The sequence below is a fragment of the Kitasatospora sp. NBC_00039 genome, from assembly GCF_045160625.1.
In the GTDB taxonomy this organism is placed as follows: domain Bacteria; phylum Actinomycetota; class Actinomycetes; order Streptomycetales; family Streptomycetaceae; genus Kitasatospora.
In genome coordinates this window covers 4,556,927-4,581,858 of record NZ_CP108289.1, presented here as the reverse complement: position 1 = coordinate 4,581,858, position 24,932 = coordinate 4,556,927, and the positions used below count along the sequence as shown (strand labels likewise).

The following is a 24,932-nucleotide window of genomic DNA, read 5'->3' as shown; positions in this document are numbered from 1 at the left end:
GGAGAGAGCGACGTTTCACGTGAAACACCATGCCCGCTATGTCGGAAATCTGACGGTGCGACACTCCGATGGTTTCGCGTCACCCCTCCGTCCCCCCACCCGACACCGCCGCGCCACGCCTCACCGCGCCACTTCACCGCGACGCGGCCTCACCCCCATGCGAACGGGCGGGCAGTCCGAGGACCACCCGCCCGTGTCGAGCGTCGTGCACCGCCCGGGCCATCGCCCGGACCCGAACGTCAGCGGCTGCGCCGCCGCCCGGTCCGGCCGCGCTCGCCGCCGCGCACCGCACCGGCGGCACGTCCGGCCCGGGCCGCCTTGGCCCGCCGGGTGGCCGCCTTCACCCCGCCGGGGCTCTCCCCCGCCTTCACCTGGATCACCCGGGTCGACGTCTCCAGGGTGCCCTCGCCGACCGAGATCACCGTCCACTCGACGGCGCCCAGCTTGGCCAGCCCGGCCCGCGACTCCGCCAGCTCCTGCTCAGCGCTGTCGCCCTTGAGCGCCAGCATCTGGCCGTGCGGGCGGAGCAGCGGCAGGCCCCAGCCGGCCAGCCGGTCGAGCGGAGCGACCGCCCGAGCCGTCACCACGTCCACCGCGAGCTTGCCGACCATCTCCTCCGCCCGGCCGCGGAGCACGGTGACGTTCTCCAGCCCGAGCTCCCGGACCACCTCCTCCAGGAAGGTGGTCCGGCGCAGCAGCGGCTCCAGCAGCGTCACCGAGACGTCCGGGCGGGCCAGCGCGACCGGGATGCCGGGCAGGCCGGCCCCGGAGCCGACGTCGCACAGGGTGGAGCCGGGCGGCAGCAGCTCGGCCAGCACCGCGCAGTTCAGCACATGGCGGTCCCAGAGCCGCGGCACCTCGCGGGGGCCGATCAGCCCGCGCTGGACACCCGCGGTGGCCAGCAGCTCGGTGTACCGGACCGCGGCGTCGAAGCGCTCGCCGAAGACCTCCCGGGCCACGGCCGGGGCCTCGGCCAGCCCCTCGGCGGCCGGGTCGGCCGCGCCCTCGGTGACCGGCTCCGCCGGACCCTCGGCCTCGGAACCACCGGCACCCGCCACCGGCCCACCGGCAGCCGCGCTCTCCGTGTCCATCTCGACCTCTCTGCTCCCCGGATCCACCGACCCGTTCTCGCACCGTTTCACGTGAAACATCTCTCGCCGGGCAGCAACACCCTGCGAAGGGACAACGACCCCGCCCGCACGTGGCGGACGGGGTCGAGTCCTCTGACGGTCACCGGTCGCCGGAGCGGCCGGTCATCGACTTCCCCGGGCTCAGGCCGGCAGCACGACCACGCACCGCTGGGGCTCCTCGCCCTCCGACTCGCTGCGCAGCCCGGCCGCGGCCACCGCGTCGTGGACGACCTTGCGCTCGAACGGCGTCATCGGCCGCAGCTTGACCTGCTCCCCCGTGCTCTTCGCCTGGTCGGCGGCCTTGGCCCCGAGCGCGGCCAGCTCGGACCGCTTGCGGGCCCGGAAGCCGGCAATGTCCAGCATGAGACGGCTGCGCTCGCCGGTCTCCCGGTGGACAGCCAACCGGGTCAGCTCCTGCAGGGCCTCCAGCACCTCGCCGTCCTGGCCGACCAGGCGGTGCAGCGCGCGGTCGTTGCCGTCGCTGACGATGGACACCAGGGCTCGGTCGCCCTCCACGTCCATGTCGATGTCACCGTCGAGGTCGGCAATGTCGAGCAGACCCTCCAGGTAGTCCGCCGCGATGTCGCCCTCCTGCTCCAGACGGGAGATGAGGCTCTCGTCGGCGCTGGCAGCGTCCTCGACCTCGACGGCGGAGGTGGTGCCTTCCGTCACTGATGGACTCCTTCAGGGATGGGCCCGGGTGGTGGGCCGGGAACGAGGTTCGGGGGCCGCTGGGCGGGGCCGGCCGGTCGGGTCAGGACTTCTTCTTCGGCCGCTGGCCGCCCTGCCCGCCGCGCTTCGGCTGCTGCCGGCCGCCCGGCTGCCGGGCCGGGCCCGACTTGGCACCACCGGGCCGGCTCGCGGCCGGCTTGGCGCTGCCGGACTCGGCCGGGACGGCCTGCTCTGCCTTGGCGGGCTCCTCGGCCGGGGCCGTGTCGTCCTTGGTCAGGCTGGCGGTCTGGGCGCCACCGCCGTGCTGGCGCTGTGCCTTGGTCTGCTTGCGCGGCTGCTGGCGGCGCACCTGCACCGCGTCCTCGACCACGGCCTCGGCGGAGGTGGCGGCCGTCTTCTTCGGAGGCAGGAGGCCCCAGAGCGCGCCCTTGATGACCGAGCCGTCCGGGTTGAGCCGGCCCTGCTTCTTCAGGCGGTCCTGGCGCTCGTCCCAGGCCTTGCTGCCCGGAGTCGGGTTGTTGCGGATGACGATCAGCTGCTGGCCCATCGACCAGACGTTGGTGGTCAGCCAGTAGACCAGCACACCGACGGGGAAGTTGATGCCCATCACGGCGAACATGATCGGGAAGACGTACATCAGCATCTTCTGCTGCTGCATGAACGGCGTCTTGACCGTGAGGTCGACGTTCTTGGTCATCAGCTGGCGCTGCGTGATGAACTGCGACGCCGACATCATGATGATCATGATGGCGACGACGATCTTGACGCTGGTCTCGCTGCTGCCGACGAAGGTCGCCGAGAGCGGGGCACCGAAGATGTGCGCCTTGCCGGCGCTGGTCAGCAGGTCACCGTTGATGACGCCGATGGACTTGCCCTTGGCGACCGACGCCAGCACGCCGTAGAGGGCGGTGAAGAACGGCGCCTGCACGATGATGGGAAGGCAGCTGGAGAACGGGTTGGTACCCGCCTCCTTGTACAGCTTCATCATCTCTTCGGACTGGCGCTGCTTGTCGTTCTTGTAGCGCTCCTGGATGGCCTTCATCTTCGGCTGGATCGCCTGCATGGCCCGGGTCGCCTTGATCTGCTTCACGAAGAGCGGGATCAGGCAGATCCGGATCACGACCACCATGGAGGCGATGGCCAGACCCCAGGCCCAGCCACCGTCCGGGTCGAAGATGTGGCTGTACAGCGAGTGGAACTGGACGATGATCCAGGACACCGCTGTGTACAGGGGGTTCAGGAAGGAGAAGGTCACCGGTCAGGCTCCTTGGACATTGGGATCGGCCCCAAGGGACCAATGGTCGCCGGGCCCTCGGGGTCCGGACCGGCGGGGGGCGTGGTCACCGGCTGCTCTGCGGCGGACCGGCTGTTCAGCAGGTCGCGCAGTCGTCGGTGCCACACCGGGTGCTTACGCGGCGGGACATGATCGACCCCGCCCGGCGTCCACGGATTGCAGCGCAGAATGCGCCACACGGTCAGGCCACCGCCCTTGACCGCCCCGTGCACCTTCACGGCCTCGAAGCCGTAGTGCGAGCAGGAGGGGTAGTAACGGCAGACCGGACCGAGCAGTGGGCTGATGGTCCACTGGTAGACCCTGATCAGACCCATCAGCAGGTACTTCATCGCCCTGCTCCCGTCGGCGCCGTCGCGGCGGGCTCCACCTTCAGCAGCCGCTTGAGCGCCGCGTCCAGGTCGCGTTCGAGGTCCTGGTACGAGGCGGACGCGGCCTGGGGCAGCGCACGCACCACTATCAGGCTACCGGCGGGCAGCCTGGACAGACGATCACGGACGAGATGGCGAAGCCGGCGCTTGACCAGGTTGCGGACGACGGCCGGGCCGACGGCCTTGCTCACGACGAAACCCGCACGCGCCGAAGGAGTCCCCTCGGCGACGTGCGGGCGGGAGTCGCTGGTCCGGTCGGCCGGTCCCTTCGGGTCACCGTCTCTGCTGAGATGGACGACCAGTAGGGGCCGGCCGGCCCGGCGACCGCGTTTCACTGCGGTCGCGAAGTCCTGGCGCCGCCGCAGCCGGTTTTCGGAGGGCAGCACAACAGACTCTTGGCGCGGATCAGGCGGAGATGGCGCTGCGGCCCTTGCCACGGCGGGCGGCCAGGATGGCGCGGCCGGCGCGGGTACGCATACGCAGCCGGAAGCCGTGGGTCTTCGCGCGGCGACGGTTGTTCGGCTGGAAGGTGCGCTTGCTCACTCGGGGGCTCCTGAGGTGAATCGTAGGATGACGGGGTGTCGCTTGGCCGTCACCGTGCGTCCGCGTGATCTCCCCTGTACGGAAATCCGGCCCATCGCCCCAGTTCGGCTGGGGTTGAAGGCAATCCACGGCGCCCGTGCTGCGCGCCTTATGGAGCGGGTGGACCCGCGGACATGCGGCAGCGGCCATCGACAACTCGACCTGGTTACGGTACGCGGGACGGGGCACGAGGGTCAAACCAGCCGTTCGAGCCGGCCGGCCCGGAACCACCCGGGGGCCCGCTCGGCGTCCCACCCACCGACCCCGTCGCCCACAGCCTGTGGACAACGACTTGATCCGGCTCTGTTCGCTGACTACCGTTGCAGGACTTGTCTGGTTTGTTCTTCGTCAACGGACCGAAGATCCACAGTCTCTTGATCCACCACCCCTGCTGGAGCCGCGGGGAACCGAGAAAGCGTGCACCAGTGGCTGATGTCAACAGCGACCTCGTCCCGGTCTGGGCGAGAGTCGTCGAGCGGCTGGTCAGCGACCCGGATGTCGGGGAGATGGACAAGCAGTGGGTGCAGCGCACCCAGCCGATGTGGATGATGCACGACACCGCCCTGCTGGCGACCCCCAACGAGCGGGCCAAGCAGGTGCTGGAGGGCCGGCTGCTGCCGCAGCTGACCGAGGCCCTCAGCCGCGAGCTCAGCCGCCCGGTCCGGATCGCCGTGATGGTCGACGCGAACGCGGTGCCCACCGCCCCCGCGCCGGGCCCGGCCGAACCGCAGACCACCGAGCCGCAGGCCGCCGAGCCGTGGGAGCGCTCCGAGGGCGGTGGCGAGTACGGCCACCAGGCCCACGGTCCGCGCCAGCCCCACCCGGGCCACCAGCAGTACGAGCGGCCCTACGAGTCCGAGTACGAGCGCGACCAGTACGGGACGGGCGGCTACGAGGAGCACCAGGCCCCGGCGTACGGCGGCGGCCAGCCCTCGCCGTACGGCGGGCCGGCCCAGCAGCCGCCCTGGGAGAGCCACCAGGGCTACCCCGAGCAGTCCTCCGGCTACCCCGAGCCGGAGCCGCCGACCTCGCGCCCGGCTCCCCGGCCGCTCCCCGGACCGTCCGCGACCACCCAGGGCGACCTGTTCGGCGGCGCCTACGGCCCCGGTCCCGGCGAGCACCCCCGGACCGCCGCCGGCCGCCGCTCCCCCGCGGCCCGACCGGCCCCCGGCCGTCCCTCGGACAAGGGCCACGAGCGCGCCACCGACCGCCCGGCCGTGCCCGGCGTCCCCGCCCCGCCCGGCGCTCCCCCGGCCGGCGGCTCCCGCAAGGACGAGCCCGCCGCCCGGCTGAACCCCAAGTACCTGTTCGACACCTTCGTCATCGGCGCGAGCAACCGCTTCGCGCACGCGGCGGCGGTGGCGGTCGCCGAAGCCCCGGCCAAGGCGTACAACCCGCTCTTCATCTACGGCGAGTCCGGGCTGGGCAAGACCCACCTGCTGCACGCCATCGGGCACTACTCGCGCAGTCTCTTCCCGGGGACCAGGGTGCGCTACGTGTCCTCGGAGGAGTTCACCAACGAGTTCATCAACTCGATCCGGGACGGCAAGGCGGACGCGTTCCGCAAGCGCTACCGGGACATGGACATCCTGCTCGTGGACGACGTGCAGTTCCTGGCGAGCAAGGAGTCCACGCAGGAGGAGTTCTTCCACACCTTCAACACCCTGCACAACGCCAACAAGCAGATCGTCCTCTCCTCGGACCGGCCGCCCAAGCAGCTGATCACGCTGGAGGACCGGCTCCGCAACCGCTTCGAGTGGGGGCTGATCACCGACGTCACCCCGCCCGAGCTGGAGACCCGGATCGCGATCCTGCGCAAGAAGGCGATCCAGGAGCAACTGAACGCCCCGGCGGACGTGTTGGAGTTCATCGCCTCCCGGATCACCCGCAACATCCGGGAGTTGGAGGGCGCCCTGATCCGGGTCACCGCCTTCGCCAACCTCAACCGGGCGCCGGTGGACCTGGAGTTGGCCGGCATCGTCCTCAAGGACCTGATCCCGGGCGGGGACGAGGACGCCGGCCCGGAGATCACCGCGCAGGTCATCATGCAGCAGACCGCCGCGTACTTCGGGCTGGGTGTGGACGACCTCTGCGGCTCCTCGCGCAGCCGGGTGCTGGTGACGGCCCGCCAGATCGCCATGTACCTCTGCCGCGAGCTGACCGACCTCTCGCTGCCGAAGATCGGCGCCCAGTTCGGCGGCCGCGACCACACCACGGTGATGCACGCCGACCGCAAGATCCGGTCCCTGATGGCCGAGCGCCGCTCGATCTACAACCAGGTGACAGAGCTGACCAACCGCATCAAGAGCTAGGCCGTCCACGGCCGTTGAAGGGCGTCAGGAGCCATCCTGACGCCCTTTCGGCATATCCACAGGTGTGTGCCGCCGATCCGCTGGGCAGGGATACCGGTGATGGACGCTCCGCCGGCCCGCGGGCCGCACCCGAACATCTGACCGGGGATTCGAACCCGCCGGGCGCGCAAGGCCGTTGTCCACAGCCGGAGCCCCCTCTCCACCGTCCACAGGCCGGGGAGTCCCGAGTTATCCAGAATTCCTCCACAGGCCGGCCGCCGCTACGCTCTTCGGCGCAGGTCAGATGCCTGTGGACTTGTGCACAACGGTTATCCACAGGGTGTGGACAATTGGCGCGCCGTCAGAGGGCCGTCCGGGTTATCCACCGGTTGTCCCCAGGGCCGTCCGGGTTATCCCCAGGTTGTCCACAGCTGGGTCCACAGTTCGACAACCGTGAGGTAGCGTTCATGCCCTGGTGTGAAAGGCGTCACGTAATGTTGACCGGCGCCCGTGGATAACCGGGCCCGGATCTGGGGACAGCGCTGGGGATAACCTGTGGATACCGACCGTGGCCTGTGGGTAACGCTCCGCTGTCCACAGCGGCCCGTGTCCGTCCACAGCCGCCGTCCACACCTCCTGTGGACAAAAAACGTGGCTTGACCTGCGCAAACGGGGTTATCCACGGTTTCCACAGGCCCTACTACTACTGCTACACCTATAGACCAGTCGACTCGTTCAAAAGCGGGTGGGCCTGAAATCTGTGGACAACCGGACCCCGACATCTGTTCGGCTTGCTTCCGCCCGTCTGCCCCGTCTGTCGGTGGAGTACGTCAGACTGTCCTCGGCGACTGGAAGCGGAGTGGCAGAGCTCGGCGGACAGGCGCACCGAAGACCAAGATCAGAAGAACCAGACGTGCGAGCGGGAGCGCTCGATCCAGGAGGCGGTTACCGGTGAAGTTCCGGGTGGAGCGTGACGTCCTCGCGGAGGCGGTGGCCTGGGCTGCCCGCAGCCTCCCGGCACGGCCGCCGGTGCCGGTGCTGGCCGGCCTGCTGCTGACGGCACAGGACGGCAGCCTGGCGCTGTCCGGCTTCGACTACGAGGTTTCGGCCCGGGTCGAGCTGGAGGCCGACATCGAGGAGGCCGGCACCGTCCTGGTCTCCGGCCGGCTGCTGAACGACATCTCGCGCAACCTTCCCAACAGGCCTGTGGAGATCTCCACCGACGGCCAGCGGGTCAGCGTGGTCTGCGGCAGCTCCCGGTTCACCCTCCCCACCCTCCCCGTGGACGAGTACCCGGCCCTGCCCCAGATGCCGACCGCCACCGGCACCGTCCCCGGCGACGTCTTCGCCTCGGCCGTCAGCCAGGCCGCCGTGGCCGCCGGCCGCGACGACACCCTGCCGGTGCTCACCGGTGTCCGGGTCGAGATCGAGGGCGACCGGATCACCCTGGCCGCCACCGACCGCTACCGCTTCGCCGTCCGCGAGCTGCTCTGGAAGCCCGAGCAGCCGGACATCTCCGCGGTGGCCCTGGTGCCCGCCAAGACCCTTCAGGACATCGCCAAGTCCCTGGGCAGCGGCGACAACGTCTCGATCGCCCTCTCCTCGGGCGGCGCGGGCGAGGGCCTGATCGGCTTCGAGGGCGCCGGCCGCCGGACGACCACGCGGCTGCTGGAGGGCGAGTTCCCCAAGTTCCGCAGCCTCTTCCCGACCGAGTTCAACGCGATCGCGGCGATCCAGACGCAGCCCTTCCTGGAGGCGCTCAAGCGCGTCTCGCTGGTCGCCGAGCGCAACACCCCGGTCCGGCTGAACTTCGAGGAGGGCGTCTTGACGCTGGAGGCCGGCTCGGGCGACGACGCCCAGGCCACCGAGCGGATCGACGCCTCCCTGGAGGGCGACGCCATCTCGATCGCCTTCAACCCGGGCTACCTGGAGGAGGGCCTCAAGGCCATCGACTCCGCCTACGCCCAGCTGAGCTTCACCACGCCGACCAAGCCGGCCCTGCTCAGCGGCAAGGCCTCGGTCGACACCGAGGCGGACGAGGCCTACCAGTACCTGATCATGCCGGTGCGCCTCTCCGGCTGACCTCACCGCTGACATCCACAGGCTGTGCACAGCCGGTGGACGGCCTCCCCCGGTCGGGCCCCGACCGGGGGAGGCCCTGTCACTTCAGCGCGTAGGCTCAGGACAGCGCGGCAACGGCGCCGCCGGCAGGCATGTCACCACAGGTAAGGACTTGGTCATGGAGCTCGGCCTCATCGGTCTCGGCAAGATGGGCGGCAACATGCGCGAGCGGATCCGCCGCGCCGGCCACACCGTCATCGGCTACGACCGCAACCCGGACGTCTCGGACGTCGAGAGCCTCCAGGAGCTCGTCACCAAGCTCCAGGGCCCGCGCGTGGTCTGGGTCATGGTCCCGGCCGGCGCCGCCACCCAGGCGACCGTGGACGAGCTCGCCGAGCTGCTCTCCCCCGGCGACGTGGTGGTCGACGGCGGCAACTCCCGCTGGACGGACGACATCAAGCACGCCGAGGCGCTGGCCGCCAAGGGCATCGGCTTCGTCGACTGCGGCGTCTCCGGCGGTGTCTGGGGCCTGGAGAACGGCTACGCGCTGATGTACGGCGGCAACGCCGAGTACGTCGCCAAGGTCCAGCCGGTCTTCGACGCGCTCAAGCCCGAGGGCGACTTCGGCTCGGTGCACGCGGGCGCGGTCGGCGCCGGCCACTTCGCCAAGATGGTCCACAACGGCATCGAGTACGCGATGATGCAGGCCTTCGCCGAGGGCTGGGAGCTGCTGGAGGCCGCCCCCGAGGTCACCGACGTCCGCGAGGTCTTCCGCAGCTGGCAGGAGGGCACCGTCATCCGCTCCTGGCTGCTCGACCTGGCCGTCCGCGCCCTGGACGACGACGAGCACCTGGCCAAGCTCAAGGGCTGGGCCGCCGACTCCGGCGAGGGCCGCTGGACCGTCGAGGCCGCGATCGACCACGCCGTCCCGCTGCCGGCGATCACCGCCTCGCTCTTCGCCCGCTTCGCGTCCCGCCAGGAGGACTCGCCGCAGATGAAGATGATCGCCGCGCTGCGCAACCAGTTCGGCGGCCACGCGGTCGAGTCGAAGTAGTCCCGCACCCGCAGAGTCATCCCCAGAAGGCGAGCGCAGTCCACAGCCATGCACGTCGCGCATCTGTCGCTCGCCGACTTCCGGTCGTACGCCCGGGCCGAGGTGCCCCTCGACCCGGGCGTGACGGCCTTCGTCGGCCCGAACGGCCAGGGCAAGACCAACCTGGTCGAGGCGATCGGCTACGTCGCCACCCTGGGCAGCCACCGGGTCGCCACCGACGCGCCGCTGATCCGGCTGGGCGCCGAGCGGGCGGTGATCCGCACCTCCGTGGTGGACCGTGGCCGTTCCACCCTGGTGGAGCTGGAGATCGCCCCGGGCAAGGCCAACCGCGCCCGGATCAACCGCTCGGACAACGTCCGCCCGCGCGACGTGCTGGGCCTGCTGCGCACCGTGCTGTTCGCCCCCGAGGACCTCTCCCTGGTCAAGGGCGACCCGGGCGAGCGCCGACGCTTCCTGGACGAGCTGCTGACCGCCCGCGCCCCCCGGCTGGCCGGGGTCCGGCAGGACTACGAACGGGTGCTCAAGCAGCGCAACGCGCTGCTGAAGACCGCCGCGATGGCCCGCCGGGCCGGTGGCGGCAAGGGTGCCGACCTCTCCACCCTGGAGGTCTGGGACGGCCATCTGGCGCGCGCCGGAGCCGAGTTGACCGCGTTCCGGATCCAGCTGGTGGCCGCCCTGCAACCGCTGGTGGCGGCCGCGTACGGGCAGCTCGCGCCCGCCGGGGGCGAGACCGCGCTGGAGTACCGCAGCTCCTTCGAGGGTGAGCTGCCGTCCAGTCGCGAGCAGGCCGAGGAGCAGCTCCTCCAGGCTCTCCAGGCCGTCCGCAAGCAGGAGGTCGAGCGCGGGATCACCCTGGTCGGCCCGCACCGCGACGAGCTGGTGCTCAGACTCGGCCCGCTGCCCGCCAAGGGCTACGCCAGCCACGGCGAGTCCTGGTCGTTCGCGCTGGCCCTGCGGCTGGCCTCGTACGAGCTGCTGCGCGCCGACGGCGGGGAGCCGGTGCTGATCCTCGACGACGTCTTCGCCGAGCTGGACGCCACCCGCCGGGACCGGCTGGCCGAGCTGGTGGCCGGCGGCGAGCAGGTGCTGGTCACCGCGGCGGTCGCGGAGGACGTGCCGAAGGCCCTGGCCGGGGCCCGGTACGCGGTGGCCGACGGCGCTGTGCGCCGGGTCGACGCCTGAAGCCCGCCCCCGAAGCCCGCCCCTGCTGCCGGCCCGGGCATCCGCCCCGGCCGCCGCGGGTCTCCCCCGGCCTCCGCAACCGCGGCCCCGTCACATCGTCACGATTTCCGCCCGTGCACAGCCTGTGCACCCGCCGCCCGCCGGCTCCCGTACGCTGGACGGCTCACCGTTGTCCACAGCCTGGGGATAGGAGATCGCCGTGAGCGAGCCGGCCGAGAACCTCCCGCAGCCGGCCGGCGCCGATCCGGCCGCCGCCGGGCTGACCGGCGCCGACCTGGCCCGCTCGGCGCTGCGCGCGGCCCGGGCGCAGGCGCGCCAGCGCGGCGAGCAGGTCCGGGAGAAGCGCGAGGCCAAGCGGCACGGACTGCGCAGCGGCGCGCGCTCGGACGGGCGCGACCCGGTGCCGCTGGGTGCGGCGCTGAACCGGCTGCTGACCGAGCGGGGCTGGGAGTCCTCCGCCGCGGTCGGCGGGGTGATGGGCCGCTGGCCGCAGATCGTCGGCCCGGACATCGCCGCGCACTGCGCACCCACTTCCTACGACGACGAGGCCGCAGTGCTCACCGTGCAGTGCGACTCCACCGCCTGGGCCACCCAACTCCGCTGGCTGGCGCGGCAGTTGGTGGCCCGTCTGAATCACGAGCTGGGCCACGGCACGGTGAAGACCATCAAGGTGCTGGGCCCGGCCGCGCCGGTCCGCGGCTACGGCCGGCTGCGTGCGCCGGGCAGCAAGGGGCCGGGCGACACCTGGGGCTGACCGCGGCCGGCGCGGCGTCGAGCGGACCGGGATCTTCCGGAACCCCTGACGGCCCTTCCAGGCGCTCTGAGCCCCCGGGGCGAGTATCGGGACATGTGCAGAGGGGATTCAGGGCGGCGTATCTGCCCTCAGAGGCTGCCAAACGCCCATCTATGTCAGTCGTACCGGTAGACTGAGAGCCAAACACTGTTGCTAGTGGCAACCGAGTCGAAACGCCGTGGTCGCACGCCCGCCCACACGGGGCGGGGATGCGGCCCGTGCTGTGCCAGAGAGGGCGCTTCGTGGCCGATTCCGGCAACCCCAGCCAGACCCCAGACCAGACCGACCAGGCCTCCTACACCGGCAGCAACATCCAGGTGCTGGAAGGCCTCGACGCCGTCCGCAAGCGCCCCGGCATGTACATCGGCTCGACCGGTGAGCGTGGCCTGCACCACCTGGTGCAGGAGGTCGTGGACAACTCCGTCGACGAGGCGATGGCGGGGTACGCCGACACCATCGACGTCACGATCATGGCCGACGGCGCGATCCGCGTCGTGGACAACGGCCGCGGCATCCCGGTGGACATCGTCCCCGGCCAGGACAAGCCGGCCGTCGAGGTCGTGCTCACCGTCCTGCACGCCGGCGGCAAGTTCGGCGGCGGCGGCTACGCCGTTTCCGGCGGTCTGCACGGCGTCGGCGTGTCCGTGGTGAACGCGCTGTCCACCAGGCTCTCCGTGGAGATCCACAAGGACGGCAACATCTGGACCCAGGACTACAAGATGGGCGCCCCGGCCGCCCCCCTGGCCAAGGGCGAGGCGACGGACCGGACCGGCACCACGGTCACCTTCTGGGCCGACGGCGACATCTTCGAGACCACGGTCTACTCGTTCGAGACGCTCTCCCGGCGCTTCCAGGAGATGGCGTTCCTCAACAAGGGCCTGAGCATCTCGCTGACCGACGAGCGCCCCGAGCACCTGGACGAGGACGGCAATCCGCTCTCGGTCACGTACAAGTACGACGGCGGCATCGCGGACTTCGTCACCCACCTCAACTCCCGCAAGGGCGAGGTGATCCACCCCTCGGTGATCGACTTCGAGGCGGAGGACAAGGACAAGTCGATCTCGGTCGAGGTCGCGATGCAGTGGAACTCCTCCTACACCGAGGGTGTCTACTCCTTCGCCAACACCATCCACACGCACGGCGGCGGTACCCACGAAGAGGGCTTCCGCGCCGCGCTGACCGGCCTGGTGAACCGCTACGCGCGCGACAAGAAGCTGCTCCGCGAGAAGGACGACAACCTCTCCGGCGAGGACATCCGCGAGGGTCTGACCGCGATCATCTCGGTCAAGCTCGGCGAGCCGCAGTTCGAGGGCCAGACCAAGGACAAGCTGGGCAACACCGAGGCGAAGACCTTCGTCCAGCGGGTCGTCCACGAGCAGCTGAACGACTGGCTCGACCGCAACCCCAACGAAGCCGCGGACATCATCCGCAAGTCCATCCAGGCCGCCACCGCGCGCGTCGCCGCCCGCAAGGCGCGCGACCTGACCCGCCGCAAGGGCCTGCTGGAATCCGCCTCGCTGCCGGGCAAGCTGAGTGACTGCCAGTCCAAGGACCCGTCCGAGTGCGAGATCTTCATCGTCGAGGGTGACTCCGCCGGCGGCTCCGCCAAGCAGGGCCGTGACCCGCGTATCCAGGCCATCCTGCCGATCCGCGGCAAGATCCTGAACGTCGAGAAGGCCCGGATCGACAAGGTGCTGCAGAACACCGAGGTCCAGGCGCTGATCTCGGCCTTCGGCTGCGGCATCCAGGAGGACTACGACGAGTCCAAGCTCCGCTATCACAAGATCGTCCTGATGGCGGACGCCGACGTCGACGGGCAGCACATCCGCACCCTGCTGCTCACCCTGCTGTTCCGCTTCATGCGGCCGCTGGTGGAGTCCGGGTACGTGTACCTGGCGATGCCGCCGCTGTACAAGATCAAGTGGGGCAAGGACGACTTCGACTACGTCTACTCCGACCGCGAGCGCGACGCCACCATCGCCGCGGGCGTGGCGGCCGGGCGCCGGCTGCCCAAGGACGACGCGATCCAGCGGTTCAAGGGTCTCGGCGAGATGAACGCCGAGGAGCTGCGCGTCACCACCATGGACCAGGCCCACCGTCTGCTCATGCAGGTCACCCTGGAGGACGCGGCCCGCGCCGACGACCTCTTCTCCGTCCTGATGGGCGAGGACGTCGAGGCCCGCCGCTCCTTCATCCAGCGCAACGCCAAGGACGTCCGCTTCCTGGACGTGTGACGGGGCCCGCCCCTGCCAGCACAGTCCAGTCACGCGTGAAAGGAAACTGACCACCAGTGGTCGACGACAACCGTCCCGACGGCGAGCAGCCGGACGCCAGCACCGCCATCGACACCTTCGTGTCCCGGGTCGAGCCGATCGAGCTCGAGACCGAGATGCAGCGCTCCTACCTCGACTACGCGATGAGCGTGATCGTGAGCCGCGCGCTGCCCGAGGTCCGCGACGGCCTCAAGCCGGTGCACCGGCGCGTGCTCTACGCGATGTACGACGGCGGGTACCGCCCCGAGAAGGGCTACTACAAGTGCGCCCGCGTCGTCGGCGACGTCATGGGCAACTACCACCCGCACGGCGACACCTCGATCTACGACACCGTGGTCCGCCTGGCCCAGCCGTGGTCGCTGCGGATGCCGCTGGTGGACGGCAACGGCAACTTCGGCTCGCCGGGCAACGACCCGGCCGCGGCCATGCGCTACACCGAGTGCAAGATGATGCCGCTGGCCATGGAGATGATGCGCGACATCGACGAGGAGACCGTCGACTTCGCCGCCAACTACGACGGCCGCTCGCAGGAGCCCACCGTCCTGCCCGCGCGCATCCCCAACCTGCTGATCAACGGTGCCACCGGCATCGCCGTCGGCATGGCCACCAACATCCCGCCGCACAACCTCCGCGAGGTCGCCTCCGGCGCGCTCTGGGCGCTGGAGCACCCGGACGCCTCCAACGAGGAGCTGCTGGAGGCCCTGATCGAGCGGATCAAGGGCCCGGACTTCCCGACCGGCGCCCTGATCGTCGGCCGCCGCGGGATCGAGGAGGCGTACCGGACCGGGCGCGGCTCGATCACCATGCGTGCGGTGGTCGAGGTCGAGGAGATCCAGGGCCGCCAGTGCCTGGTGATCACCGAGCTGCCGTACCAGGTCAACCCGGACAACCTCGCACTGAAGATCGCCGACCTGGTCAAGGACGGCAAGGTCGCCGGCATCGCCGACGTCCGCGACGAGTCCTCCTCGCGCACCGGTCAGCGACTGGTGATCGTGCTCAAGCGCGACGCCGTCGCCAAGGTCGTGCTGAACAACCTCTACAAGCACACCGACCTGCAGACCAACTTCGGCGCCAACATGCTGGCCCTGGTCGACGGCGTGCCGCGCACGCTCTCGTTGGACGCCTTCATCCGGCACTGGGTCAACCACCAGGTCGACGTCATCGTCCGGCGCACCCGGTTCCGGCTGCGCAAGGCCGAGGAGCGCGCGCACATCCTGCGCGCCCTGCTCAAGGCGCTGGACATGATCGACGAGGTCATCGCGCTGATCCGGGCCTCCGAGTCGGCCGACGCGGCCCGCAGCGGCCTGATGAACCTGCTCACCATCGACGAGCTCCAGGCCAACGCGATCCTGGAGATGCAGCTGCGTCGGCTGGCCGCCCTGGAACGCCAGCGGATCATGGACGAGCACGACGAGCTGCAGCGCAAGATCGACGAGTACAACGCGATCCTGGCCTCCCCGGTCCGCCAGCGGGAGATCATCTCCGAGGAGCTCACCGCGATCGTCGAGAAGTACGGCGACGAGCGGCGCTCGACCCTCATCCCCTCGGACGGCGACCTCTCCATCGAGGACCTCATCGCCGAGGAGGACATCGTCGTCACGATCACCCGTGGCGGCTACGTCAAGCGGACCCGCTCCGACCTCTACCGTTCGCAGAAGCGCGGCGGCAAGGGCGTGCGCGGTGCCCAGCTGAAGCAGGACGACATCGTCGACCACTTCTTCGTGACGACGACGCACAACTGGATCCTGTTCTTCACCAACAAGGGCCGGGTCTACCGCGCCAAGGGCTACGAGCTGCCCGACGCCGGGCGCGACGCCCGCGGCCAGCACGTGGCCAACCTGCTGGCCTTCCAGCCGGAGGAGCACATCACCCAGGTGATGGCCGTGCGCACCTACGAGGACAAGCCCTACCTCGTCCTCGCCACCCGGGCCGGTCTGGTGAAGAAGTCCGCGCTGAAGGACTACGACTCCCCGCGCTCCGGCGGCCTGATCGCGATCAACCTGCGCCAGGACGAGCAGGGCCGGGACGACGAGCTGATCGGCGCCGAGCTGGTCTCCGCCGAGGACGACCTGCTGCTGGTCTCCAAGAAGGCCCAGTCGATCCGGTTCACCGCCACCGACGACGCCCTGCGGCCCACCGGCCGCGCCACCTCCGGCGTCAAGGGCATGGCCTTCCGCGAGGACGACGAGCTGCTCTCGATGAACGTCGTCCGCCCGGGCACGTACGTCTTCACCGCCACCGACGGCGGCTACGCCAAGCGCACCGGGGTGGACGAGTACCGTGTCCAGGGACGCGGTGGCTACGGCACCAAGGCGGCGAAGATCGTCGAGGGCCGGGGTTCGCTGGTCGGCGCCCTGGTGGTCGACGACACCGACGAGATCATGGCGATCACCCTGTCGGGTGGGGTGATCCGCACGAGGGTTTCCGAGGTTCGTGAAACCGGACGTGACACCATGGGCGTCCAACTGATCAACCTCGGAAAGCGCGATGCGGTCGTGGGCATGGCCCGCAACGCGGAGGCCGAGGACGAGGAGTCGATGGAGGACGAGGTCGAAGGCGCCGAGTCCCCCGAGGTGGCCGAGGGTACGGTGACGGCGGTCGGCGACGACGCCCAGGCCTGATCCGAACCGCAGGCCGGTGCCGCCGCGTCCAGATGAAGAGGGCGCGGCGGCATCGGCCGCCGACCAGTTCCGGGCAATCCCGCCGGGCGCTGGATGACGAGTGACGACGCAGGGCGGTGCCGCCGTCCTGGTGGGAAGTGCGGGAGGACCAGTGAGTGGAGCCACGGGTGCTGCGGGAGGAGCCACCGGCGGCCGTCCGGGCGCAGCACAGGGCGGCGGGGGCTACGGGGTGCCGCAGCCGCCGGCCGAGCACCCGGCCTCGTCCACCTCGCTGATGCCACCGGTCGGTGCGGCGGGCCAGGGCGGCGGGGCGACGTACGGCGGCCAGTCGGCCACGCCTCCGCCGCCGAGCGCCCCGGCGCCCGGTGGGGGCGGGTTCTCGCAGCCGACCACGTACGCCAAGGGGCAGCCGACGCCGCCCCGGGGCACCCGGGTGAGCGGTAACACCCCGCCCGGCGGCACGCCGGTCGCGGGCGGTGCACCGCGCCGTCCGGCCGCCGCGCCGGCCGCCGCAGGCTCCGGCCTGGGCCGGACCCGCAAGGCCCGGCTGCGGGTGACCAAGGCCGACCCGTGGTCGGTCATGAAGGTCAGCTTCCTGCTGTCGGTGGCGGTCGGGATCATCATCATCGTGGCGGCCGCCGTGCTGTGGATGACGCTGGACTCGCTCGGCGTCTTCGACTCGCTGACGAAGACCCTCAAGGAGGTCACCGCCGGCGAGGCCCCGAACAGCGGCATCAACCTGATGGACTACGTCGGGTTCGGCAAGGTGATGACCTTCACCTCGCTGATCGCGCTGGTCGACGTGGTGCTGCTGACCGCGCTCTCCACGCTGTCGGCGTTCATCTACAACGCCGCGGCCGGTTTCACCGGTGGCATCGAGCTGACCCTGGCCGAAGAGGACTGACTCTCGGTCAGAATTCCCTCCGCGGACGGAATGAGCGGGCCCCGCAGGCTGTTCCAGCCTGCGGGGCCCGTCGGCATTCGGGTGACAGCCGGCCCCCGCGGCGTGCCGCCCGGTTCGGCGCCCGCCGCGGTGGGATTAGCTGGGTGCGCTCGTTCCGAGCTTCCGAGTGCCGCTGGCCGCCCCCGGCCCGACCGGCCGGGGCTGGTACGGCTGTGCAGGTACGGCTGGACGGAGGCGCGCGATGGCTCAGCTCGCAAGGCAACTGGTCGAGGCCCTGGAGGGGCTCCTGGGGCTCCCGGTGCCGCTGCGGGTGCAGATCTGGGACGGCAGCACGGCCGGGCCGCCGGGGGCACCCACCGTCGTGCTGCGCAACCGGCGGGCACTGCGCCGCCTGCTCTGGCAGCCGGGCGAGCTGGGCCTGGCCCGGGCCTATGTCGCGGGGGACCTCGAAGTCGCCCCCGGTACCGACCTCTACGAGGTGCTGACGGCCGTCGCGCACTTCTCCGAGCGCCCCGAGATCCGGCGGCTGCGGCTGCGCCCGGACGACGTCCTCGGCCCCAAGGGCCGCCGGGCGCTGGGGGTCCTGCTGCGGGCCGGTGCGCTGGGCCCGCAGCCCGCACCGCCGCCGGAGGAGGCCAGGACGGTCCAGGGGCGGCTGCACAGCCGCAACCGGGACCGCGCGGCCATCAGCCACCACTACGACGTCGGCAACGACTTCTACGGCCTCGTGCTGGGCTCGTCGATGGTGTACTCCTGCGCCTACTGGGCGCCCGCCGCCAAGAGCCTGGAGGCGGCCCAGGAGGCCAAGCTCGACCTCATCTGCCGCAAGCTCGGCCTGCGGCCCGGGATGCGGCTGCTGGACGTCGGCTGCGGCTGGGGCTCGCTGGTGCTGCACGCGGCCCGGCACTACGGCGTCACGGCGGTCGGCGTCTCCATCTCCGCCGAGCAGGTCGCGCTGGCCCGCCACCGGGTCGAGGAGGCCGGCCTGGCAGGCCGGGTGGAGATCCGCCTGCAGGACTACCGCGAGATCCAGGACGACCCGTTCGACGCGATCTCCAGCGTCGGCATGGCCGAGCACGTCGGCGCCGCGCAGTACCGCGTCTACGCCGAGGGGCTCTACCGGCTCGTGGTGCCCGGCGGCCGGCTGCTCAACCACCAGATCGCCCGACGCCCGGACCACCCCGGCGAGCCGTACCGCCCCAGCCCGTTCATCGACCGCTACGTCTTCCCGGACGGCGAGCTCTCCCCCGTCGGTTCCACCGTGGCCCGGCTGGAGGAGGCCGGCTTCGAGGTGCGCGACGTCGAGTCACTGCGCGAGCACTACGGGCTGACCCTGCGCGAGTGGGTGGCCAACCTGGAGGCGCGCTGGACGGAGGCGGTCCGCCTGGCCGGCCGCGGGCGGGCCAGGGTCTGGCGGCTCTACATGGCGGCCTCGGCGCTCGCCTTCGAGGAGAACCGGATCGGTGTGAACCAGATCCTCGCCGTCCGCACCGGTCCAGAGGGCGCCGCCCACCTCCCGGCCACCCGCGAGGAGTGGCTGCTCCGCCCCGCTACCGCCCCCCACCAGCAGAGCCCTGCCGCAAGCCCTGCCGGACCGGATTTTGGAGATCGGCCGTCGGTCCGCTAATCTTTCAGTGCGGCAAGGGCCTATAGCTCAGACGGTTAGAGCGCTTCCCTGATAAGGAAGAGGCCACAGGTTCAAGTCCTGTTAGGCCCACCACCGCGAAGGGCCCGGAGCGATCTCGCTCCGGGCCCTTCGGCGTTCCCGCGGCCGTCTGCCGGAACCGCGTGCCCGGCCCGGGGGTTGTACGGGTAGGGCGGGTGTGGAGGCGGTGGCGATATGGCGTTGTTCTGGGCGATGAGCATTCCCGGGCTGGTCTGTGCGCTGGTCGCGCTGGCCGTCGTCGACCAGCTGGCGCTCTGGGCACGGAAGTCGCGCTGGATCCCCTGGCGGGGGACGGGCCGGGAGGGGCAGGTCTCGGCGACCGGGTTCGAGCAGCTGCACGCGCAGTTCGCGGCGGGCAAGCAGCACGAGCTCGACGAGCGGCGCAGCACGCTGATGCTGCGCGACGAGGAGGGCGAGGTGGTGCCGCCGCGGACCAGGGTGGACCTCGCGGCCGGTACCGCAGTGGTGGTCCCGCCGGCGCGGGGCTAGGTCCTGGACCGCTACGGGGCAGGTCAAGGGTGGTGTCCGGCGGAGCCCGGGTCGGGGTCCGGCCGGGTTCGGGCCGCGCCCGGGCCGGCTTCCGGGCTCCCCCGGGCCGGGCCGACCGTACGACAGAAGGTGCGGCGTCAATCCTCCGGCCGGACCGGTCGGTTGGAGGCAGCGGTGGCTGGTCACGATTGGGACACCGGTGTGTATCATCGGCCGCAAGGGCAGTCTGGCACCCGGCCGCCCGTTCGTGCTCGTAACAATTCATGGACTCGTCGACCCGGCCATCCGGTCGGGGCACGGCTGTTGAGTCCGCTACGCAAGAAGGACGAGGTCCCGCGGTGAAGAAGCTTCTCCTGGTCGCCCTGGTCGCCCTCGGCGGCTTCTTTGTCTACCGTCAGGTCCAGGCGGACCGCGCCGAGCAGGACCTGTGGACCGAGGCCACCGACCCGGTCCCGGCCGGTCGCTGAGGACCCGGACGATCTGACGATCGACGATCTTCGGAGGCGCCGCACCGGCGTCTCCCGGGCCGGTCGGCCCGGTCTGGTGACCGGGCGGGCCGGCTTCCTGGCACCGTTCGGGCATGAGGTGCCGGGGAGGGCGTGGGATTCGCGCCGGAACCCGGTACGCTAGTGCCCGGCGGTGCGCACAGTGCCGTCGAGGGGCTTTAGCTCAGTTGGTAGAGCGCTGCCTTTGCAAGGCAGATGTCAGGAGTTCGAGTCTCCTAAGCTCCACAGTGGTAAAGCCGATCGGCCGCTGACCTGAATCCGGGTCAGCGGCCGATCGGCGTTTGCGGGGGCGGGCGGTCACGGCCGCCGGTCAGTGCGGCTTGCGCGGGTCGTGCGGCTTCGGGTGGTCGTCGCCGGGGCCGGGCTTGCCGGGCGTCGGGCCGGGCTTGGGGGCGCCGGTGCCGGCCTCGGCCTCGTCAGGGGCCGTGGCGGCGTCGGAGGTGCCGCCGGAGGCCGGCCCGGCCGTGGAGCCGTTCACCAGGGTGTCGGCCCCGCCGGCGGCATTGCTGCCGGCACTGCCGGCGGCGTGGGCGCCGCCGGAGTGCTGGGGCGCGGCGGCGGAGCCGGTGGCCGGTGGCTCGACCAGCCACTCGGGGTTGCTGTGGTGGCGCCACCACTGCCAGGCCACGATGCCGCTGCCGATCGCGACGGCGCCGGCCACCGCCAGGCCGGTGGCCCAGCCGTTGCGGTGCTCCTTCTTGAGGTTCCGGGCGGCCAGGTCGCTGATCTCGGCGGACGTGACGTGGCCGTGCAGGGCGGTCAGCGCGGCGGCGCCGCGGGTGTGGGCCTCCTGCGCGACCGGGACGACGGTGGCGCGGGCCCCGTCGACCACGTGGGCGACCCTCGGGCCGACGGTGGTCCGGGCGTGGGCCGCGGAGAGCCGGGCGGCCAGCGCGGCCTCCTGGGCGCGGTGCAGGGCCTTGAGCGCGTTCTGCTGGGCCTCGGGCGGCAGGCTGGCGAAGGCGTGGCCGAGCTGCGAGGCGATGCGCTTGTCGTACTGGACGCGGGCATGGTGGGCGGCGTGGGCGGCCTTCGGCCCGATCGAGTCCAGGGCGGGCCCCAGGCGCTGCTTGGCGCCGTCCGCGAGGTTCACCGCGGTTTCCTTGGCGGTGGCGGCGTAGGGCGCGAGGGTGTCCCGGGTCTTGCCGGCCGTCTCACGAGCTGAGTCCAAACGGGTCACGAGTCTCTCCTCCTGGGTGGCGTCCTTTATGCACATATCCACCTGAATGCTGATCATGCATGTTGATTTGTCCCTCAGCATTCCGGGATGGGCCGTACGCGGGGCGGGCGGAGCGGAGGAGGCCGGGGAGGCGGGGGAGACGGGGTGGAGGTGGCGGGCACCGGAGCGGACCGTACGAGGGCCGTGGACGGTGCGGGGAGACGGCGAGCGGGGAGGCGGGGAGCGGACGAGGGGGGAGGCGCGGACCGCCCGCGGCCGGGCGCGCCGCAGTACGCTGGCGATCCCGGTGGTACCCCGTTCGGCGGGGCGTCGCCGGGATCGTGTAGCAGGCGTGCGAGAAGGGGAAACCGCTGATGCTCCCGGACGAGCCCAGGCCGCCGACGGACCGGACCCCGGGGCCCGAGGGCTGGACCGGCCCGGCGCGCTGCTACCGGCACCCCGAGCAGGAGACCGGGATCGGCTGTTCCCGGTGCGGCCGGCCGATCTGCCCGCAGTGCATGGTGAACGCCTCGGTGGGCTTCCACTGCCCGGAGTGCGTCCACGGCGCCAACCGGGAGGTGCGGCAGGCGACGACCCGGTTCGGCGGGCAGCTGACCGCGGACGGTGCGCTGGTCACCAAGGCCCTGGTCGGGATCAACCTGGTGGTCTTCGTCCTCGCGGCCTACGTGCTCAAGCCGTGGCTGTCCGAGGACCTCTCGCTGTTCAGCGTGGGCCCGCAGATCACCGGCTTCCCGTACGGCGTCGCGGCCGGGCCGGACCAGTGGTACCGGCTGCTGACCGCGACCTTCCTCCACATCGAGCCCTGGCACATCGCCACCAACATGGTGATGCTGTGGGTGATCGGCCCGACGCTGGAGATGGCGCTCGGCCGGCTCCGCTTCCTGGCCGTCTACCTGCTCTCGGGTCTGGCCGGCAGCGCCTTCGCCTTCCTGCTGGCCGGCGGCTTCATGAACTCGCTGGGGGCCTCCGGCGCCATCTTCGGCCTGCTCGGCGCCACCGTGGTGATGTACAAGCGGGTCAGGGCGCCGCTCGGCCCCGTGGTCGCGCTGCTGGTCTTCAACCTGATCGTCACCTTCTCGGTGACCGGCATCGACTGGCGCGCGCACATCGGCGGGCTGGTCGCCGGGACGCTGACCGCGATCGGGCTGATGTACGCCCCCCGGGACCGCCGGGTGCCGGTCCAGACGCTGACGGTGGTCGCGGTGGCGGGCCTGGTGCTGCTGATGGTCCTGGTCGGGATGGCCCGCTACGGCGGGTGACGCATCCGGACGTTTGTCCACAGCGGGTGGGGAGTAGTGCACAGCCAGTTGGGCTACTGCCCTGTGGACCACTGTTCTACGCGTGTCCTGCTGCGGCTGTTCGGCATTCGGCGGATGGCGTGCGGGGGTGTGGCAAGCGCACCCGGCGTGAGTTATCCACAGGCGGTGGGGACTTTTCCCCAGTGTGGATAACCATGTGGATAAGCGCGATAAGCGGGATAACCGACGGCGAACTCCACGGAGCCGATCCGCACCACCGCGTCCGGGCGCACCACAGCGCCGTCCCGGGCGGACTCGCCCGGGACGGCGGAATGCGCTCAGGGCTGGAGCCCCGGCGTCACTTCCACTGGGTGGAGACGCCGAACCCCGCCGCGATGAAGCCGAAGCCCACCAGGATGTTCCAGTTGTGCCAGCTCTCGACCGGCCAGCTGCCACTGGTCACGTAGTAGGTGACGATCCACACCAGTCCGACCAGGAACAGGGCCAGCATCAGGGGGGCTACCCAGCTGCGGCCCGTGCTGATCTTCACCGCGGCGGCCGTGGTCGGCGGCGTGTAATCGGACTTCTTGCGGAGTCGAGACTTCGGCACGAGGAGCTCTCCTGTCGATGCGCTGTGAGACCGCGCAGGGGTTCACCGGGGGGGTCGGGCGGCCGGCAGTGGCGGTTGTGGAGAACGCTATGGGGACCGCCCCCGCACGTGCCACCGGCGTCCGTTAGCGTAGTGGTTCGGCGGGTCCGAAGGAGATAAGGGTACGGTGACTAATTTGTCGATTCCCCCTCGGCCGGCCCGTACCCGCGCCTCCGGCACCCGAATTGTCGGCCGTGCCCTGACCTGCGCGGTTTTCGCGCTCGCCGGGCTGCTCTTCTACATCAGCGCGCAGACCGCCCGCGGGACCGACCTGCGCACCGACAACTCGCTGCTCAGCCTCAGCGACGTGATACGCCAGCGCAGCGCGCAGAACCAGCAGTCGCAGGCGCAGCTCGCCGACCTCCAGGCCCGCTCGCAGGAGCTCACCGAGCAGCAGGGCGGGAGTCCGGCCGAGGCCTCCCGGCAGGACGCGCTCCGGCAGGGCGCCGCGCTGGAACCGTTGCAGGGGCCCGGCCTGACCGTCACCCTCAACGACGCCCCGCCGAACGCCACCGCGCGCATCCCCGGGGTGCCCGAGCCCGGCGTCAACGACCTGGTCATCCACCAGCAGGACATCCAGGCGGTGGTCAACGCGCTCTGGCACGGCGGCGCGGAGGGCGTGCAGGTGATGGACCAGCGGCTGATCTCCACCAGCGCCGTCCGCTGCGTCGGCAACACCCTGCTGCTGCAAGGACGGGTCTACTCGCCGCCCTACGTGGTCAAGGCGGTCGGGAAGACCGACGGGCTGCGGACGGCGGTGGAGACGGACCCGACCATCCGCAACTACCTGCAGTACGTGCAGGCTTACGGGCTGGGCTGGAAGGTCCAGGAGAGCGGCGACCTCACCGTGCCCGGCTACTCCGGCACCGCCGACCTGCGCTCGGCGACCGGCCAGTAGCGGGGCGGGCCCGCGGCGGGCCACCGGGAGCGGGCGGCCGGCGGTGGGCGCGCCGTCGCGGGCGGGGCCGGCGGCGGGCGGCAACGGCCGGGCGGCGACGGGCCGGTGCCACTGTGGGAAGCCCGCCCCGCGGCCGCGGATCACGGGTCTACTCTTGTCCCCAGTCTGTTACGTCGAGGGAGCACCATGTACGGCTGGATCTGGCGTCACCTCCCGGGGAACTCCCTGGTCCGGGCCTTCATCTCGCTGCTCCTCGTCGTGGGGGTGGTCTACCTCCTCTTCACGTACGTCTTCCCGTGGGCGGAACCGCTGCTCCCCTTCGGTGACGTCACAGTGGACGGCGGCGACGGCGCCGCCGGCTGACCGGCGGCCCTGCTCCTCCTCCCAGCCCCCGCATCCCACGGAGATAGCGCGCGAATGACCACCCAGCCGACCCCGCCCCGCATCCTGGTCGTCGACAACTACGACAGCTTCGTCTTCAACCTGGTCCAGTACCTCTACCAGCTCGGCGCCACCTGCGAGGTGGTGCGCAACGACGAGGTGACGGTCGAGCACGCGGTGCGCCGTGACGGGGCGACGGGCTTCGACGGGGTGCTGCTCTCCCCCGGGCCCGGTGCGCCGGAGGAGGCCGGGGTCTGCATCGAGATGGTCCACCACTGCGCGGCGATCGGGCTGCCGGTCTTCGGCGTCTGCCTCGGTCTGCAGTCGATCGCGGTCGCGTACGGCGCGGTGGTCGGCCGGGCGCCCGAGCTGCTGCACGGCAAGACCTCGCTGGTCGAGCACGAGGACGGCGGGGTCTTCGAGGGCCTGGCCTCGCCGCTCACCGCGACCCGCTACCACTCGCTGGCGGTCGAGCCCGCCACCGTGCCGGACGAGCTGGTGGTCACCGCCCGGACCGAGAGCGGCGTGATCATGGGGCTGCGCCACCGCGGGCTGCCGGTCGAGGGCGTGCAGTTCCACCCGGAGTCGGTGCTCACCGAGGGCGGGCACCGGATGCTCGCCAACTGGCTGGCCGAGTGCGGCGATCCGCTGGCCGTCGGCCGTTCGGCCGGGCTCGCCCCGGTGATCGGCCGGGGCTGAG

At 71.2% G+C, this 24,932-nt stretch carries 23 protein-coding genes and 2 tRNA genes; 17 read left to right on the top strand and 8 right to left on the bottom strand.

Annotated elements, in window-relative coordinates:
• Window positions 1-239 precede the first annotated feature (239 nt).
• The 6 genes from rsmG to rpmH form a co-directional block, all read right to left on the bottom strand.
• On the bottom strand, window positions 240-1,091 hold the full coding sequence (gene rsmG / locus OG286_RS20240; protein ID WP_396322990.1) for a 16S rRNA (guanine(527)-N(7))-methyltransferase RsmG: 852 nt from the start codon (window positions 1,089-1,091) through the stop codon (window positions 240-242).
• 180 nt (window positions 1,092-1,271) lie between these two features.
• The gene (locus tag OG286_RS20235; protein ID WP_396322989.1) at window positions 1,272-1,802 is read right to left on the bottom strand and encodes a protein jag; all 531 of its coding nucleotides are present in this window, start codon (window positions 1,800-1,802) and stop codon (window positions 1,272-1,274) included.
• An 82-nt stretch (window positions 1,803-1,884) separates the two neighbouring features.
• A complete protein-coding gene (gene yidC, locus OG286_RS20230) occupies window positions 1,885-3,057 on the bottom strand; it encodes a membrane protein insertase YidC (RefSeq protein WP_405365644.1) in 1,173 nt (390 codons plus the stop codon).
• On the bottom strand, window positions 3,054-3,425 hold the full coding sequence (yidD, locus tag OG286_RS20225) for a membrane protein insertion efficiency factor YidD (protein ID WP_396322987.1): 372 nt from the start codon (window positions 3,423-3,425) through the stop codon (window positions 3,054-3,056). The genes yidC and yidD overlap by 4 nt, the downstream gene beginning before the upstream one ends.
• On the bottom strand, window positions 3,422-3,850 hold the full coding sequence (rnpA, locus tag OG286_RS20220) for a ribonuclease P protein component (protein ID WP_396322986.1): 429 nt from the start codon (window positions 3,848-3,850) through the stop codon (window positions 3,422-3,424). Before rnpA ends, yidD begins: the two co-directional genes overlap by 4 nt.
• A 19-nt stretch (window positions 3,851-3,869) precedes the next feature.
• Window positions 3,870-4,007, bottom strand: a complete 138-nt coding sequence (gene rpmH, locus OG286_RS20215) for a 50S ribosomal protein L34 (protein ID WP_148643823.1) — start codon at window positions 4,005-4,007, stop codon at window positions 3,870-3,872.
• A 464-nt stretch (window positions 4,008-4,471) separates the two neighbouring features.
• Here rpmH and dnaA point away from each other — a divergent pair, with 464 nt between their 5' ends.
• From dnaA to OG286_RS20150, 13 genes are all read left to right on the top strand, one after another.
• Window positions 4,472-6,358 (top strand): chromosomal replication initiator protein DnaA, encoded by a 1,887-nt coding sequence (gene dnaA / locus OG286_RS20210; RefSeq protein ID WP_396322985.1) that lies wholly within the window; start codon window positions 4,472-4,474, stop codon window positions 6,356-6,358.
• A 930-nt stretch (window positions 6,359-7,288) separates the two neighbouring features.
• Window positions 7,289-8,419 carry a DNA polymerase III subunit beta gene (gene dnaN / locus OG286_RS20205; protein WP_396322984.1) on the top strand — a complete coding sequence of 377 codons (1,131 nt, stop codon included), beginning with the start codon at window positions 7,289-7,291 and terminating at the stop codon, window positions 8,417-8,419.
• Window positions 8,420-8,576: 157 nt separating this feature from the next.
• A complete protein-coding gene (gene gnd, locus OG286_RS20200; RefSeq protein WP_396322983.1) occupies window positions 8,577-9,452 on the top strand; it encodes a phosphogluconate dehydrogenase (NAD(+)-dependent, decarboxylating) in 876 nt (291 codons plus the stop codon).
• 48 nt (window positions 9,453-9,500) lie between these two features.
• On the top strand, window positions 9,501-10,634 hold the full coding sequence (recF, locus tag OG286_RS20195; protein WP_396322982.1) for a DNA replication/repair protein RecF: 1,134 nt from the start codon (window positions 9,501-9,503) through the stop codon (window positions 10,632-10,634).
• Window positions 10,635-10,893: 259 nt separating this feature from the next.
• Window positions 10,894-11,388 (top strand): DUF721 domain-containing protein, encoded by a 495-nt coding sequence (locus tag OG286_RS20190; RefSeq protein ID WP_396323003.1) that lies wholly within the window; start codon window positions 10,894-10,896, stop codon window positions 11,386-11,388.
• 257 nt (window positions 11,389-11,645) lie between these two features.
• Window positions 11,646-13,661: a DNA topoisomerase (ATP-hydrolyzing) subunit B gene (gyrB, locus tag OG286_RS20185; protein WP_396322981.1), complete on the top strand. Its 2,016-nt coding sequence runs from the start codon at window positions 11,646-11,648 to the stop codon at window positions 13,659-13,661.
• Between the two features lie 107 nt (window positions 13,662-13,768).
• Window positions 13,769-16,321, top strand: coding sequence for a DNA gyrase subunit A (gene gyrA / locus OG286_RS20180; protein ID WP_396323002.1), 2,553 nt, complete (start codon window positions 13,769-13,771; stop codon window positions 16,319-16,321).
• Between the two features lie 151 nt (window positions 16,322-16,472).
• Window positions 16,473-17,225, top strand: coding sequence for a DUF3566 domain-containing protein (locus OG286_RS20175; protein ID WP_396322980.1), 753 nt, complete (start codon window positions 16,473-16,475; stop codon window positions 17,223-17,225).
• A 241-nt stretch (window positions 17,226-17,466) separates the two neighbouring features.
• Window positions 17,467-18,852: a class I SAM-dependent methyltransferase gene (locus OG286_RS20170; RefSeq protein WP_396322979.1), complete on the top strand. Its 1,386-nt coding sequence runs from the start codon at window positions 17,467-17,469 to the stop codon at window positions 18,850-18,852.
• A gap of 16 nt (window positions 18,853-18,868) precedes the next feature.
• Window positions 18,869-18,945, top strand: a tRNA-Ile gene (locus OG286_RS20165).
• 120 nt (window positions 18,946-19,065) lie between these two features.
• The gene (locus tag OG286_RS20160; RefSeq protein WP_396322978.1) at window positions 19,066-19,380 is read left to right on the top strand and encodes a DUF6191 domain-containing protein; all 315 of its coding nucleotides are present in this window, start codon (window positions 19,066-19,068) and stop codon (window positions 19,378-19,380) included.
• A gap of 338 nt (window positions 19,381-19,718) precedes the next feature.
• On the top strand, window positions 19,719-19,847 hold the full coding sequence (locus OG286_RS20155) for a DLW-39 family protein (protein WP_014137031.1): 129 nt from the start codon (window positions 19,719-19,721) through the stop codon (window positions 19,845-19,847).
• A 191-nt stretch (window positions 19,848-20,038) separates the two neighbouring features.
• A tRNA-Ala gene (locus OG286_RS20150) sits at window positions 20,039-20,111 on the top strand.
• An 85-nt stretch (window positions 20,112-20,196) separates the two neighbouring features.
• Here OG286_RS20150 and OG286_RS20145 read toward each other — a convergent pair.
• Window positions 20,197-21,066, bottom strand: a complete 870-nt coding sequence (locus OG286_RS20145) for a DUF5324 family protein (protein ID WP_396322977.1) — start codon at window positions 21,064-21,066, stop codon at window positions 20,197-20,199.
• Between the two features lie 353 nt (window positions 21,067-21,419).
• On the opposite strand from OG286_RS20145, the gene OG286_RS20140 reads away from it, so the two are divergent.
• Window positions 21,420-22,325 carry a rhomboid family intramembrane serine protease gene (locus OG286_RS20140; RefSeq protein WP_396322976.1) on the top strand — a complete coding sequence of 302 codons (906 nt, stop codon included), beginning with the start codon at window positions 21,420-21,422 and terminating at the stop codon, window positions 22,323-22,325.
• Between the two features lie 337 nt (window positions 22,326-22,662).
• On the opposite strand, the gene crgA is transcribed toward OG286_RS20140, so the two are convergent.
• Window positions 22,663-22,914, bottom strand: a complete 252-nt coding sequence (crgA, locus tag OG286_RS20135; RefSeq protein ID WP_209415492.1) for a cell division protein CrgA — start codon at window positions 22,912-22,914, stop codon at window positions 22,663-22,665.
• Between the two features lie 175 nt (window positions 22,915-23,089).
• Between crgA and OG286_RS20130 the strand changes: the two genes are divergently transcribed.
• The 3 genes from OG286_RS20130 (at window position 23,090) to OG286_RS20120 (ending at window position 24,931) form a co-directional block, all read left to right on the top strand.
• Complete coding sequence (locus OG286_RS20130; RefSeq protein WP_396322975.1) at window positions 23,090-23,851, top strand: DUF881 domain-containing protein; 762 nt, start codon at window positions 23,090-23,092, stop codon at window positions 23,849-23,851.
• Window positions 23,852-24,037: 186 nt separating this feature from the next.
• Window positions 24,038-24,214 (top strand): hypothetical protein, encoded by a 177-nt coding sequence (locus OG286_RS20125; protein WP_396322974.1) that lies wholly within the window; start codon window positions 24,038-24,040, stop codon window positions 24,212-24,214.
• 54 nt (window positions 24,215-24,268) lie between these two features.
• Window positions 24,269-24,931 (top strand): aminodeoxychorismate/anthranilate synthase component II, encoded by a 663-nt coding sequence (locus OG286_RS20120; protein WP_396322973.1) that lies wholly within the window; start codon window positions 24,269-24,271, stop codon window positions 24,929-24,931.
• The last annotated feature ends 1 nt before the right edge of the window (window position 24,932 follow it).